The organism is Corynebacterium tuberculostearicum (assembly GCF_046097465.1).
In the GTDB taxonomy this organism is placed as follows: Bacteria; Actinomycetota; Actinomycetes; order Mycobacteriales; family Mycobacteriaceae; genus Corynebacterium; species Corynebacterium tuberculostearicum_I.
On the sequence record NZ_CP175799.1, the window covers coordinates 2,473,009 to 2,488,509 of the forward strand.

At 60.3% G+C, this 15,501-nt stretch carries 9 protein-coding genes; all 9 read right to left on the bottom strand.

All coding sequences use genetic code 11. From position 1 onward, the window contains the following. Positions 1–77: 77 nt before the first annotated feature. The 9 genes from ACKFRX_RS11580 to ACKFRX_RS11620 all read right to left on the bottom strand — a co-directional run bounded on the left by ACKFRX_RS11580 (position 78) and on the right by ACKFRX_RS11620 (position 15,371). Positions 78–1,634, bottom strand: a complete 1,557-nt coding sequence (locus ACKFRX_RS11580; protein WP_005325422.1) for an acyl-CoA carboxylase subunit beta — start codon at positions 1,632–1,634, stop codon at positions 78–80. Then, positions 1,609–6,315, bottom strand: coding sequence for an alpha/beta fold hydrolase (locus tag ACKFRX_RS11585; RefSeq protein WP_408927915.1), 4,707 nt, complete (start codon positions 6,313–6,315; stop codon positions 1,609–1,611). The genes ACKFRX_RS11580 and ACKFRX_RS11585 overlap by 26 nt, the downstream gene beginning before the upstream one ends. Before the next feature lie 79 nt (positions 6,316–6,394). Continuing rightward, positions 6,395–8,107, bottom strand: coding sequence for an AMP-binding protein (locus tag ACKFRX_RS11590; protein ID WP_408919508.1), 1,713 nt, complete (start codon positions 8,105–8,107; stop codon positions 6,395–6,397). Between the two features lie 59 nt (positions 8,108–8,166). Beyond that, complete coding sequence (locus ACKFRX_RS11595) at positions 8,167–9,081, bottom strand: cutinase family protein (protein WP_408919507.1); 915 nt, start codon at positions 9,079–9,081, stop codon at positions 8,167–8,169. Between the two features lie 22 nt (positions 9,082–9,103). Then, positions 9,104–9,544, bottom strand: a complete 441-nt coding sequence (locus ACKFRX_RS11600) for a hypothetical protein (protein ID WP_408927916.1) — start codon at positions 9,542–9,544, stop codon at positions 9,104–9,106. Between the two features lie 2 nt (positions 9,545–9,546). Further along, positions 9,547–11,493, bottom strand: coding sequence for an alpha/beta hydrolase-fold protein (locus ACKFRX_RS11605; protein ID WP_408927917.1), 1,947 nt, complete (start codon positions 11,491–11,493; stop codon positions 9,547–9,549). 137 nt (positions 11,494–11,630) lie between these two features. Further along, positions 11,631–13,031, bottom strand: a complete 1,401-nt coding sequence (locus tag ACKFRX_RS11610; protein WP_408927918.1) for an NAD-dependent succinate-semialdehyde dehydrogenase — start codon at positions 13,029–13,031, stop codon at positions 11,631–11,633. A 21-nt stretch (positions 13,032–13,052) separates the two neighbouring features. Then, positions 13,053–14,198: an HNH endonuclease signature motif containing protein gene (locus tag ACKFRX_RS11615; RefSeq protein WP_408927919.1), complete on the bottom strand. Its 1,146-nt coding sequence runs from the start codon at positions 14,196–14,198 to the stop codon at positions 13,053–13,055. 159 nt (positions 14,199–14,357) lie between these two features. Next, positions 14,358–15,371 (bottom strand): alpha/beta hydrolase, encoded by a 1,014-nt coding sequence (locus tag ACKFRX_RS11620; protein ID WP_408927920.1) that lies wholly within the window; start codon positions 15,369–15,371, stop codon positions 14,358–14,360. Between the last annotated feature and the right edge of the window lie 130 nt (positions 15,372–15,501).

A 15,501-nucleotide genomic window follows, 5' to 3' on the forward strand; every position in this document is an offset into this window, starting at 1 on the left:
GTCCACGGCACTAGACAGAATCATAGATAACTCCTTCACTAGGATTAGCTCTTTATATGCTATCCAAGCACAAGGCATTACATCGGGGCAATAGTGTGCTTCTTCGGCAGATCGCTTTCCTGCTTGGTGGCCAGTTGGCGCAGTGCCTGACGGAGCGCCAACCGGGACTGATTCGGCTGAATCATCGCGTCTAGATAGCCGCGCTCGGCCGCGACATAAGGAGCGGTCATGGTCTCATCGTAGAAGTCCATGAACATCTTCTTGGTCATTTCGCGCTGTTCCGGGGTCTCGGCGGCCTCGAGCTGCTTGCCGGCGATCATCACCACGGCAGCGGCCGCGCCCATCACGGCGATCTGCGCGGTCGGCCACGCCAGGTTGATATCGCCGGTCAGGTTCTTCGAGCCCATCACCGCATAGGCACCGCCGTAGGCTTTACGCACGATGAGCGAGACCTTCGGCACGGTGGCTTCCACCACGGCGAAGGCAAACTTGGCGCCGCGGTGGATAAGGCCCACCTTCTCCTGCTCCACGCCCGGCAGGTAGCCCGGGGTATCCACCACAAAGACCAGCGGAATATTGTAAGCATCGCAGATGCGGATGAAGCGCGCGCCCTTATCGGCGGCGTCGGCATCAATGCAGCCCGCAAGGTGCATGGGGTTATTGGCCACAAAGCCAACGGTCTTGCCATCGATGCGACCGAAAGCGGTGATCATATTGGGCGCGAAGTTTTCTTGAATCTCAATGAGGTCCTCGTCATCGCCCAACTGGGTCAACAAGTCCATCATGTCGTAGCCAGCATTGGTGTCATCCGGCATGAAGGCATTGAGCTCTTCGTCTTCGGCCACTTCGGCGTCGGAAGGCGCAGCGAACTCCGGTGACTCATCAAAGCAGGTCAGCGGCAGGTGATCGAGGAGATCGCGGACCATATCAAAGGCGTCATCCTCGGAAGGGACGACCGCCGAGACGTTACCGTTGAGCTCCTGCTGGCGAGCACCGCCCAGCTCAGCGGAGGTAATATCCTCACCGGTAACCTCACGGATGACGTTCGGGCCGGTAACATACATTTCCGCTTCCTCGTCCACGGCAATGACAAAGTCCGTGGTCACGGGAGCATAGACGGCGCCACCGGCGGATTTGCCCATCATGATGGAAATCTGCGGGCTGCGGCCGGACAGCGGAAGCTGGCGGCGGGCGATCTCGGAGTACATGGCCAGCGAGGTCACCGCATCCTGGATGCGGGCGCCGCCGGAGTCCTGAATACCGATGACCGGGCAGCCAATCTTGATGGCCATGTCCATGACCTCGGTGACCTTCTTGCCAAAGGTCACGCCGACAGAGCCGCCGTAGACGGTCTTATCGTGGGCGTAGATACACACGGGGCGGCCGGAGATGCGGCCATAGCCGGTGACCACACCATCGGAATAAATGGCGTCAGGGTCGCCCGGGGTCTTGCCCAAGGAGCCGGTTTCGACGAAGGAACCTTCATCTAGCAATTCATCGATGCGTTGACGAGGCGTGGTACGCCCAGCCTCGTCGCGGCGCTTGCGGGAGCGCTCACTGCCTGGGTCCTGCGCCTTGTCCAGACGCTCGCGCAGGTCAGCGAGTTTCTCAGCGGTTGTCTGCTTGGCCGCCACGTATCTTCTCCTCGATCCATTCGTCCATATGCTTGCCCACGATGCCGATGGCTGGCTCGTCTGGCACTGCAAGGTGATCGCCTTGCAGCTGCACAATTTCTAGATCCTTAACGATAACTCCCCAACCTCCGTCGGGATCAATCTCAGCGTAGCGCGGCTCCAGCTCAATCGCACCGTCGTGCATGCGCTCGGAACGGAAAAGCAGCACCGGCACCGTGACATCGGCCCAGCGATGGAAGTCAATCTTGGCCAGAATCTGGTTATCCACGAAGGAAGCGCGCTGGTGCTCCAGGACGCCGGCGGCAAGGCCGTGCTCGGAGGCGTCGGTAGTAGCGAGGAACTCCGCCAACATGGTCATGAGCGCATCTTCGCCCATGGTCTCAAGCATCTCGTACGGTGGCTCAAAATCCAGGCCGTAGGTCTTCTTCGCAAAGGCCGCGTAGCGCTCCCAGCGGGCACGGGTTTCTTCCGGGGTATCCGGCGCTGGGTTCGACGGCTGGGTGGTATCCAGCAGCGCGATGAACGCCACGTCCACCGAATCCTGGCCGCGCTGGGTGCGCTGATGCAGCTGGTAGGCCACCTCATAGGCTAGCGCGCCACCGAAAGACCACCCGCCGAGCACGACCTTGCGGCCGCGAGCGTAGTGCAGGATGTCCTCGATATAAGCCTCGGCGCGCTCCTCCAGCGAACCCTCGACGCGCTCTACGCCGTAGACTGCCACGTCCTCGGGCAGGCGGCGGGTTAGTGGCTGGTAGACCACAGTGGTGCCGCCGGCTGGGTGGAACATGAATACGGCCGGACCATCAGCCTCGCGCAGGACGCGGATATTGCCTTCTACCTCGGTCTCCAGGCCTTCGCGGACGAGGTCGGCCAAGGTCTCTAGCGCCTCGGCCTCGTGGACCTGCTGGGCGGTGACCTCGATGCCGGCGCGCTCAGTGAGGCGCTCGGCAATCTGGGTGGCAACCTCGTCGCTCACCTCTGGCAGTGCCGAGGTAACGCCCGCCGCTGCCTTTCCGGTGAAGGTGGCCCAGGTGCCAAAGACCATGCGCTCCGAGGCATCGCGCGGGGCAACGCCGACGCCCTGGCCGGGTTCGTCTTCTTCTGGTGCAGGCGTATCCACAGAAGCAATGTCGCTGGTATCCACGCTGCCGCCGGCTACGGCCTCTTCCACCATGGCAATGATGTCGGCCAAAGAGGCGTCGCGAAGCGCCTGCACCTGCAGCGGCGGAATCTGGAAGTCATTTTCCACGCGGTTCTTAATGCGCATGCCCATCAGGGAATCCAGGCCCAAATCAATGAGCGGCAGCTCGCGCGGCAGGTCAGAGACGTCATAGCCCATGGATTCCGACACGATGAGTGCGAGGCGATCCTCCACGGTTTCCTCCGCGGGATCCCAGCGCACGGCATCAACCTCTGCGGTTGCTGCAGGCTCGCTTTCAGGCACATCGGCCACGCCCGGGATAGGCGCCGCGCCCAAGTCCAAGGCGGAGGCAAAGCCTTCCGCCAGGAGCTCCGTCTGTGCGCCACGGACGGCGTAGACGGCTACGGACATACCACCGATGGACTGGCTTACCACCGTGGTGACCTCACCGCGCGGTGGCAGGTCGGCATGTTCCTCGGTGGCGATGATGCGCGCCCCAGGCTTGACGGCCTCGGCCGCGGCCTCCACGATGGCCAGCGCGGATGGCGCCTGATCCGCATTGGTGGAGAAGGCCACCTTGCCCTCTGGCAGGTTGACGCGTGCGCCCGGCAGGCTGGATACGCCGGCCGACGGACGCGCGTTGGTCCAGAAGCGCTGGCGGTTGAACTGGGTATAGGGCGCCTCCACGCGCGCACCGGAGCCAAATACCGCACCGAAGTCCACCGGCATGCCAGCGACATAGAGCTTGCTGAGCAGATCCAGCAAGGACTCGGTGGGATCCACCTTGCGCTTCAACGCATACAGCAACTGCGCATCGGCCTTGCCCACGGCGAAGGCGGTGGACATGAGGCCCATCAGCGCCACCGGATTCGGCGAGATTTCCACCAGCTGGGTGTGGCCGGCGTTGAAGGCCGCCTCGGTAGCATCCTGCAGGTAGACCGAGTGGCGGGTCATGCGCAGCCAATAGTCCTCATCGTGCACTGTGGTACCAGGGCGATAGACCTCACCCTTATCCACGGAGGAAAACAGCGGGGTGTGCAGCGGCTTAGCCTCCATGCCGGCAATGGCTGCATGCAGCTCACCCAGGATGGGGTCCACGGCCGAGGTGTGCCCGGCGGCCTTCACATTGAGCGCACGGGCGAACTTGCCCTCGCCGTCGAGCTTTTCCACCAGGTCCAGCACCTCTTGGCGCGGGCCGCCCACGGTGGTCATACCGGGTCCGGTATACACGGCAGGTTCGATATTGCCGTCGAGCGCGGCAATATCCTCGGCCGAGAGCTCTACGACGGCCATGGCTCCTTGCTCGGCATCGCTTAGCGACGCCTCACCCTCACCCATCAACCGCGCGCGGTGGCAGGCAATAACCATGGCGTCCTCTGCGGAGATGCCGCCTGCGGCATAGGCCGCGGCGATCTCGCCCATGGACATGCCCATCACGCCGGCCGGGCGCACGCCAAAGGAAGCAAGCAGGTCCGTCAATGCAATCTGAATGGCGGTAATGGCCACCTGGGCGGTCTCGGTGTCATAGGTTTGGGCATCGTCGTTGACGATATCCAGGATGGACCAGCCGGACTCAAAGTCCACGATGGCATCCAGCTCTTCCAAGCGGGTCTTGAACTGCGGCGAGATCGCAATCATGTCTTTAGCCATCTTGCGGTGCTGGGATCCGAAACCGGAGTAAACAAATACGGGTCCCGGAACCTGCGGGGAATCCGCAGCGGCGATGCCAACGGAAACCTTGCCCTCAGCCACCTGGCGCAGGCGCTTGACTGCTTCCTCGGTGGAGCTAGCCATCACGACGGCGCGGGAACGGGAGTGGTTGCGGCGGGCGACGGTGCGGGCGACGTCGACAAGCGCGGGCTTTTCCGCCTCAATGAAGTCTGCCAGCAGGGCCGCAGCGCGTGCCCGGCGCGAAGGCAAGAGGCCAGAGACCGGCAACGCCACCGTGTCGGTGGAAAGCTGCGGCGCGCGTTCAGCCGGGGTGCCGCGGTAATCGGTGAGCACGACGTGCGCATTGGTGCCACCGAAACCAAAGCCGGATACGCCAGCGACCTTGTGGCCGGAGTACTCGGGCCACTCGCGCGGATCCTCGACTACCTCAAGGTGCTCGGCCTCGAAATCGATATAGCGATTCGGCGCCGAGTAATTGATATTGGCCGGAATCACGTCATTGCGCATGGCCTGGATGACCTTGATGAGGCCGACCACGCCCGCGGCGGATTCAGAGTGGCCGATATTGGTCTTGGCAGAGCCGAGCAAAATTGGAGTTTCGACCCCGCGGCCCGCACCGAGCACGCGGCCCAGGGCAGAGGCCTCGATCGGATCACCCAGAATGGTGCCGGTGCCGTGAGCTTCGATATAGTCCACGTCCTGCGGATTTACGCCCGCATCAGCATACGCGCGACGCAGCACATCCTCCTGTGCCTCCGGGTTCGGGGCGGTCAGGCCATTAGAGTGGCCATCGGAGTTGACGGCCGAGCCCTTGATGACGGCCAGGATATCGTCGCCGTCCGCTTCCGCGTCCTCCAAGCGCTTGAGCACGAGGACGCCGGCGGCGTCGGCACGCACGATGCCATCGGCGTCGTCCGAAAAGGCGTGAATGGCGCTCGTTGGAGAGGTAACGCCCAACTCCGAGAACGCCGTGGACGCATGCGGGGCGGCCAGAATATTCACGCCGCCGGCCAGCGCCACGTCTGCGCTCCCCGTGCGCAAATCCTTCATCGCCTGGTTCACCGCCACGAGGGAGGAGGAGCAAGCCGTATCCACGTTGATGGAAGGGCCGCGGAAATCCAGGGCGTAGGAAATGCGGTTGGCAACCACGGCGGAAGAAATGCCGGTCAGCGCATACGGGTGCATCTCGGCGGAATCGGCACCGATGAGCATGCCGTAGTCATTATTGGTCGAGCCCATGTACACGCCGGTCTGCGTGCCCCGCAGCTCATTGGCGGGAACACCAGCGTTTTCTAGCGCTTCCCACACCAGCTCGAGCAGGATGCGCTGCTGCGGATCCATATTGGCGGCCTCAAGTGGGGACAGGCCAAAAAATTCCGCATCAAAGGAGGCGATGTCTTCGATATAGCCGCCGTCGGTATTTTGCTGGGCAATCTTCTCGCTCATGACCGGATCGGCGGAGTACTCGGACCACCGGCCCACTGGCAACGGGCCGGTGCCCGCGCGGGATTCCGCCAACATGGACCAGAACTCTTGGGCATTCTTGGCGCCCGGGAAGCGGCCGGAAAGACCAATGACCGCAACGTCGGATCCCTGCGCGATCCGCGGCGCGTGTTCCTCGGGCTGGGGCGCCGCCGGTGTGTTCAGCAGGCGGTCCGCCAGCAGCTCGATGGTGGGATACTCATATGCCACGGTGGCATCGAGGCGGGTGCCCAGAAGGTTTTCCAGCTCGCCGGATAGCACTACAGCATCCCGCGAGGAGAGGCCATAATTTTCCAAAGGTTTGGAATCTAGGATCTCTTCGGCGGAAACACCGGTGGCCTGGGCGACCCAGTCACGCAGCCATGCTCGCAGTTGCTCGATGGTCATAAAAAGGTCTTTCGTTACGGAAAAATACTAAATGGCGTAGGGGTATATCGCTATATTTTGTCACTTTGTTAGCGACAAATCAGAATCCCACATAATTCTTCTTGGCTACGCGGCGCGCAATCTTGCCGGAGGACGTGCGGTTGATTTCGCCAGGTGCCTTCCACACGATGTCATCCGGAGTAATGCCATGGTGGGCAGTGACCGCGGTGCGAATGGCCTCGGTTGCCTCGGCATCGCCGGACGGCTGCGCATCATCGGCGCGCTCCACCAGCAGGACGAGGGACTCAGAATCATTGCCTTCCACGGAGAAGGCTGCAACGGAATCCGGGCGAACCTGTGCGGAAGCTGCTTGCACCGTGCCCTCAATATCCTGCGGATAATGGTTGCGCCCAGCAATAACGATGAGATCCTTCAGGCGGCCGGTGATATACAGTTCCCCGTCCACGATGGTTGCCAAGTCTCCGGTGGCCATCCAGTAATCGTCTTCCGGCAGGCCATCCTGCAGGCGCTCACCCAGCGTATTGCGGAAGGTCGCAGCAGTTTCCTCTGGGCGGTTGAGGTAGCCGGTGGCCATATTGGGACCGTGGACCCAGATTTCTCCGATAACGCCGTCCTTCACCTCGGTGCGAGTTTCCGGATCCACAATGGCGAGGTGCTGGTGCGGCACGCACTGTCCATTGGAGGCGTAGGCAACGGTATCTTCGGTTTTATCCTCAATGACGGCGCGACCTGCGGCCAGCTCCGCGCGGTTAAAGTGCGCGATGACCGGGCGCTTGTCAGTTTGCGGGGTAGACACAATAAGTGCTGCCTCTGCCAGACCGTAGGCCGGGCGCAGTACGGAACGGTCCACGCTGAAGGCATCGAGGAAGGAGTCCACGGCCGATTCCGTCACCGGCTCGGAACCGATAATGATGCCGGCCACGTGCGAGAAATCTGCATCCTCGGCATGGCGCGCAGCGAGTTCCAAGGCAAAGTTCGGGATGGCAGCATAGGTGGCCTGCTTGCCCGCGGTGAGGCGCCGGACCCAGCGATCCGGGTGCTGGATGAAATCGCGCGGGGTCATCACCTCGAAGTCGAGGCCCAAGATGGTGACAAATACGGCAAGGATGATGCCCATATCGTGGTGCATCGGCAGCCAAGAAACGATGCGGGCAGGCATCTGCAGCTGCACGGCCTGGAAGATCTGCGCCACGTTGGTAATAATCGCGCGATTGGTGAGCTCCACACCGGCCGGGGTGCGGGTGGAACCGGAGGTGTACTGCAGGAAGGCAGTGTCCTCTGCGGTTCCCTCAACAGGAGTCCAGGAGGACGCCAAAGAATCAGGAAGGGCGTCGAGGGAAATGATGCGCGGGCGCTCGCGTTGAGCGGAAAAATACGTGCGCACTGCCGCCGCCGATACGCGGTTAGTTACCACGATGGACGGTTCACAGTCACCAAATACGGCCTTTAGGTGGTCCGAGTGGCCCGGCTCGTTGGGGTCATATAGCGGAATCGGCACCATGCCCGCATAAAGAGCGCCTAAGAAGCCGAAGACGTATTCCGGTGAATTACCAGCCAAGATGGCCACGCGGGTACCAGGATCTGCCACCTGCTGCAGGCGCGCCGCCACCACCTTGATGCGGTTATTGACCTGCGCGCGGGTAAGCTCCCGGCAGGTTTCTTCCTCACCGTAGATCCACTGGCGCATCACCACGCGGTCTGGGTCGGTCTCCGCTTGGAAGAGATTCTCTGCCAACTGGGCCAAGGTGAACTCGGGCGCTAGGAACTGCCCCATCTGCGCTTTCAGATCCATCGATTCTCCTTAGGTAAATGGTTTCGGTAATAAAACTATCGGAGTTGGGGGAATGGTTGTTACGCGGCGTCGATAAGCTGGCGGGCCCAGCCCACTACCCACTGGTTGGCAGTCGTGCCATCGATAACGCCACTATTGGAGGCGTATTGCGCATGCACGCCATTCGCGGCAATCAAACCCTGCGCGCGCTCAAGTGCATTGGTCACGTTTGGCGGGGCATCACAAACCGAATCATTGGGCGCGCAAATCTGGAAGGTGCGATCCGCGAGGCTACCGAACCCATTCTGGCGCGCACCACGCATGGAGGCACCCGGCACGATGGGCTGAACCAATCCGGATACCGGCTGAAGGGCAATTTCAGCGCCGACGCCAGCCACCTTGCGGCCTGGGTTTTGCCCGACGCCGTTTTGACGGCGGCCGTCCGCGATAAGGGCCACGCCTGCGATGGATTCCGCCGGAACCACTCCCTGGCCGCCGCCAATCTCATCGGCAACGTCGCCAGCAATCACCGCACCCTGAGAAAAGCCGCTCAAAATAAATTTGGTAGCTGGGCAGCTTTGGTGAACGCTACGTAGCTCGTCATTCATCTTGGCGGTTCCCTCATTGCGGGAATCGTCGTAGCTCATCTCATGTTGCGCATTAATGTTTTTAAATTGCGCGGTATAGGGAAGGGTCCAGACCTTCACGTCGTCCCCGTAGGCTTCCTGCAACGGCTTCGTAATAGACAGCATGAACGAGCGCGGGTTGGCAGAAGGATTAATGGGGTCGTCGTCAGCCGCGGACTCCCAGGTGCCCGGGGCAGAAATGAACTCCACGCGGGGGCACCACTCGGGCTGCTGCGGTTGCGGCGGCGCTGCCTGCTCCGTGGTGTGCGGAGCAGGGGAATCGGTGCCTTGGTTGAGGTAACGCGACGCGCCCACGCCAATGACAGCTAATACGACGAGGGCCGCGACGACGGTAATAGTTTTTCGCATGGATTAGTTGTACCAGCTAAACCTAGCAAATCCCTGAACGTGCGGAATCCTTGATGAGCTGGGAAAGCTCCTCAAAACTCTGCGTGGTGCGCTGCTGCTCAATGAGCTGGCCAGCAACCACAGAAATGGTGACCTCATTCTCGTCGCAGGCCGCTTTGCCGGCTCCAAGGAGCTGATCCTCAACGCCATCGACGTTTACGCCGGCGTCCTTGAGCTTGTCCAAGTACTTGGCGTCTGGTTCCGGCACCTCAGCGGACGGGATTTCAGAGATCTCACGCGCACCGCGGTCTTCCTGCGACTTAGAGGTGGCGCTGGACGTCTCGTCTGCAGAGGAAGGGGCCTCGGACTCCCGCTCGAGGGGCGCGATCTCGGTCTCTTGCGGCGGTTCGCTATCCACCGTGGCGGAATCGCAGCCCGCAAGACCCAAGCACAGCGCCGCGCCCACAACTACTAGCTTGCGCATAGCTACTTCTTCTCGGTCCGAACCTGGCCGAGGACCTCGCTGATCTTGCCGTGCTGGAATTCCTGGCTCAGGCCTCCAGCGGCAATCTCAGAATAGTCAGAAGTAGGCCAGCCGAACTCGCCTTGCTCCCAGCCAGCCTGGCCCCAGCGGTCCATGATCTTGCTCTTCAGAATGTAGTGCGCACCGGACTTCGGGGACCAGTAGATGTTGCCCTTCTCAAAGGTCTGGAAGAAGCCGCCGTTGACGGCGTTCTCACCGGACGTCGGGAAGCCGAGCGCAGATTCAGCGCCGCCCATGTCCTTGTACTTGGCGCCGATAGCACCGTGGACTACCTGGTTGGAGCCATCCGGGTTACGGGTCAGGATGCCATCCTGGAATTCCTGCATGTAGCCCTCGCCGACCTTCTTGACCGGGCCGGTCGGGTACTTCAGATCGCCCTTTTCGTAGCCGTTCTTGCCCCAGGCCTGGAACATATCGCCGGTAATCTCCCAAGCACCGGACTCCGGGGACCAGTAGATGGAGCCGTGCTCGAAGTGCACGAAGCGACCCTTGCCGTCCAGGGTCTTAGACTCGCCGGTCTTAGGGAAGCCCAGCCAGGAGGTAGGCCCGCCGATTTCGGCGTAGCGGGCACCAATGCGGCCGAAGAGGGCGTGCGCACCGGTATCCGGGGACCAGTAAGCGGTACCAGACTCGAAGTCCTGGGCCTTGCCCTTCTTGGCGACGTCGTACTCGTTATTCAAGCAAGAGCCAATGACGCCGCTCTTGGTTTCCTTGGCGATGGCACCAATGGTCTCACAGTCCGCACCGCGATCAGCCTTGTCCATCTCGAGGGCATCTGCGATGTAGGGCCATGCCTGCTGCATCTCAAACTGCCAGTATTCCCAGCTATGCACGCCGGATGGTCGGAACTTAATCACTGGGTCAATCTTGGCGCGCTTTGCGTAGTCCACATAGGTCTGGGTGGACATGCGGGAAATGACCTCCAAGCCCACACCGGCGAGATTGGCCTGACCCTTGGCTACAGAGTTGGCGTTACCAAAGTCATCCTTGCCCGAACCTGCAGAGACATACACCGTCATGTCCTTCAGGTTTTCAATGCCCAACTTTGGATCGTGGTCGATCCAGTTTTGGGAACCTGGCTCGCCCCACATCTTGCGGGAATCATATCCGCCGGCATCACGCTGCGAAGCCATGATGGCTTCCGGCATGCCGCGCGTAGTGGTGTCCAGGTAGCCGGAGAAGGAGCCCACGAAGTTAAACAGGTGCGGGTTGCGCTCAGCCAAGTTCATCGCGGCGGTGCCGCCCATGGACAGGCCGGTGACCGCACGCTTGTGGTTCGAGCGGTACTCATTGTCCAAGATGGGGATCAATTCCTTGGTCAGGAAGGTCTCCCACATGTAGCGCTTACCGCGGTCTGCCTGCTCCCAGTCCGAGTAGAAGGAAGATTCGCCGCCAACCGGCATAACTAGGTTGACGTTGCGGTCAGCATACTGGTTCAAAATATTGGTCTCGATGGTCCAGCCGGACTCATCGTCACGCGCACGCAGGCCGTCGAGCGCCCATACCTCTGGGAACTTCTTTTCCGGGTGGGAGTACCAGTCACGAGCCAGCTGGATTTGCACCTTCTGCTCTTTATCCGGCATCGCCGCGGACTTGATGTAGACCATCAAGTGGCGGTTGGTCAGGTACTCCACGCGGTTGATCTTGACACCCTCCGGCAGGCCCTTAACATCCGGGTATTCGGTGTTCAGCGGGGTGCGAGCGGGCGGATCCTTCGGTGCGAAGTGATCGGACAGGCTGGAATCGCCGCCGATTGCGGAAGAGAGATCGCCTACGGAAGATTGTGCGGTGGCGTTTGGCAGCAGAGCCAAACCCACGGCAATAGCGGTAGGTACTGCGGCCACTGCAAGGCCCTTGCGAGCTTTGCTCGGGGAAGTGCTTTTGCGCATAGGTAAACGTCCTTGAAGATTTGCCGCGGTACCTTTCCGAGGGTTCCCCTCCCCCGGACCGATGCCTGCGGCGTGAGCTGTCTATCGTGTGCTCAAGTTTAAGTTGAACTTGAGACTTACGCTAGACTGACACGCCGCTACATTGCCGGGGAATTGCCCGGGTTATCCTGTCCGCTCACGCGGTACAGGTGCTCGTTGACAAACTCGCCGACGCCCCAGCGTGCCAGCTCGCGGCCGTAGCCGGAGCGGTTCACGCCACCGAAAGGCAGGCCTGCTGCGGTTACCGAGGCCTCGTTGACAAACGTCATGCCATCGTTGAGCTGGTTTGCCACCTCGAATGCGGCATCCAGGTCGGTGCCCCACACGGAGCTGGACAGACCATACTCCGAGTTATTGGCAATCTCGATGGCCTCTTCAACATCCTTGGCCTTGTAGACAATAGCCACAGGGCCGAAGATCTCGTTGCAGCCTACGTCGGTGGATGGGTCGACGTCGGTAAGCAGCGCAGGCTCCATGTAGGCGCCCTCGCGGTCAATCTTCTTGCCGCCTACGCGAATCTTGGCGTCACCATTGGCCGCGGCTTTTTCCAGGCGCTCCACGATCTCATCGCGAGCACCGATGGAGGACAGCGGACCAATGTCGGCATTCTCGTCGTCATAAGTGCCGACCTTCATGTCCCCAATCTTCTTCTCCAGGTATTCCACAGTGCGGTCGTAGAAGTCCTCCAGAACGATGAGGCGCTTTGGTGCGTTGCAGGCCTGGCCGGTGTTGTACATGCGAATCAAGTTGAACTGATCCAGTACCCACTCCAGATTCTCATCATCAATAACCAGGAACGGGTCGTTGCCGCCCAGCTCCAGCACGGACTTCTTGTAATTTTCGCCAGCGGTCTTGGCCACGGCAGAACCCGCACCCTCCGAGCCGGTCAGCGAAACACCCTTAATGCGTTTGTCCGCTACAAAGGCATCCATCTGGGAGCCGGAAGCGTAGATGTTGATGTACGCGTCCTTCGGCAGACCAGCCTCTTCCAGGATGTCCTGGCATGCCTGGGAAGACAGCGGGCAGATGGAGGCGTGCTTGAGCACAATGGTGTTACCCAGCAACAGGTTAGGCGCCGCGAAGCGGGCTACCTGGTAGTACGGGAAGTTCCACGGCATGATGCCCAGCAGTGGACCGATCGGCTCCTTGCGCACTACGGTCTTGTCGGCATTCTGTGCCGGCAGGTACTCGTCGGCAAGCAGCTCGTGAGCATGCTCGGAGTAGTAGCGGTAAATATCGGCAACAATCTGTACCTCGGCCTTGGCCCAACGGGTCAGCTTGCCCATCTCGCGTCCGATATGATCGGCTAACTCATCAATGCGCTCTTCATAAAGGTCAGCTGCGCGGGACAACACCGCAGCACGCTCCTCGATGCGAGTGCTCCGCCATGCATCGTAGGCCGCGGTGGAACGGTCTAGGATGTCATCGCGCTGCGAATCATCGATACGTTCAAACTGGTCTTCACTCTTGCCTGTGTTTGGATTCTCAATAGCGAACATGCGCCCCTGTATAGTCCCAACTCACATACCTTGCAATGAGCCCCTCCTGAGCTTGAGGAATCGCTCCCACGTCAGCTTCCAATGAATATTCCGGGGCGCCAGAGGACCTGCCGCTCGGTCCACCTCATAAGTGCCATCCTCAAACATCCAGACAATATCGCCGGTAAACGGGTCCATGATGTATCTCACCCGACCATCCGTCTTCACGTTATGGTGATGCTGACAAAGGCTCACCAGATTTCCCACACTGGTAGGCCCTTTGTCGCCGTACTCCACTCGGTGATCCAGTTGGCAATAGTGCGCTGGCATTGAACACCCCGGCCACCGGCAGGTCGCGTCCCGCCCCTGTACCCAGGCACGGATTTCGTCTGAGGGAACATACTTTTTGACGTCCTCGGCGGTAAGAGTTTGCACTGCAGAGTCATGTGCTAACTCCTCCCCCAGATCGCACCATCCTGCGCTAGGAATAAAGACGCGGGAAGGATCCTCGCCGGTGCGATAGGTGTTAATCACCACCTTGGTACTAGTGCGGTTAAAGATCAGATTTTCCAGCGCTTCCGCCTTTGAAACTCCGTCTTCTGCTGCCGCTTTATCAACATGCCGGGAAATCGCCGCCGCAGTGGCCTTATCTGTCTTCAACACGATGGTGGCTTGTCCACCCGAATAGGACACCGACACCGCGCGCTCGATTTGCGCCGACAAATCCGGCTTCAGCAGCCCATCAATGAATCCGCGCAGGAAATTTCGGATTTCCGGTTCCGTCGGTACGTGCTGTCCTGGGTCTTTGGGCGTGAGAAAATCTGCCAAGGCCGCATCAACCAGTTGGATCTGCGCTTCATCCCCGCCGAGGGGGCGCAATTCCACGTCAATAACTTGGAGTCGCGGAAGGTCCAAAATCCAATGTTCTGTTTGTACTGCGGTAGTAAGCGGCAGTTCGCGCATCCGAAAATGGGCTTGGATTGCACTCGACACCCGCCATCGCGAAAGACCGAGTTTCTTGGACAATACAGCCAGTGTGCAATCAACGTCGTCTTCCAACTGTGGCAACACTGCCTGGAACAGTTGCCATGATTGAATTCTTTGCACCATGGCCATGACACACACGGTGTCTTCCATGTCATTGGTAGAAAAATACGCCTGTTTTGGTGGTGCGGTAGCAGTAGTCACAAAAGCTCCCCCTCTAAATAAATTCGCACACCCAATCGAACTGACACCCCTAGATTAGCGCAACACCGAGACACCCGCAATAGCTAGGCGCATATTTGTTCGATACGACCCGCAAAAGAAAATCCCCTTTCCGTGAGAAAGGGGATTCGGCCGCAAGAATTACCAAGCGTTCATGACGTTAAGCACCTGTGGCTTAGAGCGGTTGAGCTGGTAGCCAAACTGCTCCCAGTTGTGCAGACCCTGTGCCGGGTAGTCCACGGTCGGGTTCAGGCCCTGCAGGCGAGCAGCGCCCTCCCACACGCGGGTGGTGATATTGGAGCCGAACTCGAGTGCAGCACCGGCGGCCTGGTGCTCCGGCAGGTAGTGACCATCGCCAGCACCTGGGACGCCAGAGGCAGCGGAGATGTACAGGTTGGTATTGCGCAGACGCGGGATAAGCAGCAGCGGATCGTTCTGGAAACGCTTCGGATTAAACAAGGAACCGTACATAGCGTTGATGTTGAATCCGCCCGCATCCAGCATGGCAAAGCGCATCATGGTCTGAGCACCGGGAACCGTGGTGGTCAGGAAGCCGGAGTAGGACATTGCCTGGCGGAACTGGTTCGGGTGCTTTGCGGCGAGGGTCAGAGCGGCACCGGCGCCCATGGACAGGCCAGCAATGGAGTTATTGTTGCGGGCAACACCGAAGTTACGCTCCAAGTAGCCAGGGAGCTCGCTGGTCAGGAAGGTCTCCCACTTGTAGTTGACCGGATTTTCCAGGTCGTAGGTAGCAGGACCCTGCCAGTCAGCGTAGAAGGAAGCGGCACCACCGACGGGCATAGCGAGGGTGATGTTATGCGGCTCGTAGGTCTTGGCAGCATTGACGTCGTTTACCCACGCGTTGGTGCGATTGGTAGCGCGCAGGCCATCCAGCAGGTAAAGGGCAGCATTGCCGCCACGCTTTGCCGGCTGAACCTGCACCGGAATGGTGCGGCCCATTGCCTGGGACCATACGTCGCAACGCTGGACCCACCAGCCGACCTTGTCCCACTCACACGTACCAGTGGCGTCACGGCGCAGCCAGTCGCGGTTGGCTGCCTCTGCCGGCTGGGACCCTGCCACGACGGCCAGGCCCAAAGCTACGGCAACTGCCATGATGACTGAAAGGACGCGACCCTTGATGGATGCAGTCATCTTTCTCCTTCAAACTACTCGGTGATTGTCACTAAGTTCTATCGTCCGGAACCTGTATACCGTTAACGTCACGGATCGATAACAATATCACAGAATAGTGTAACTTAGGTTGCCCCTAAAGTCTGCATTT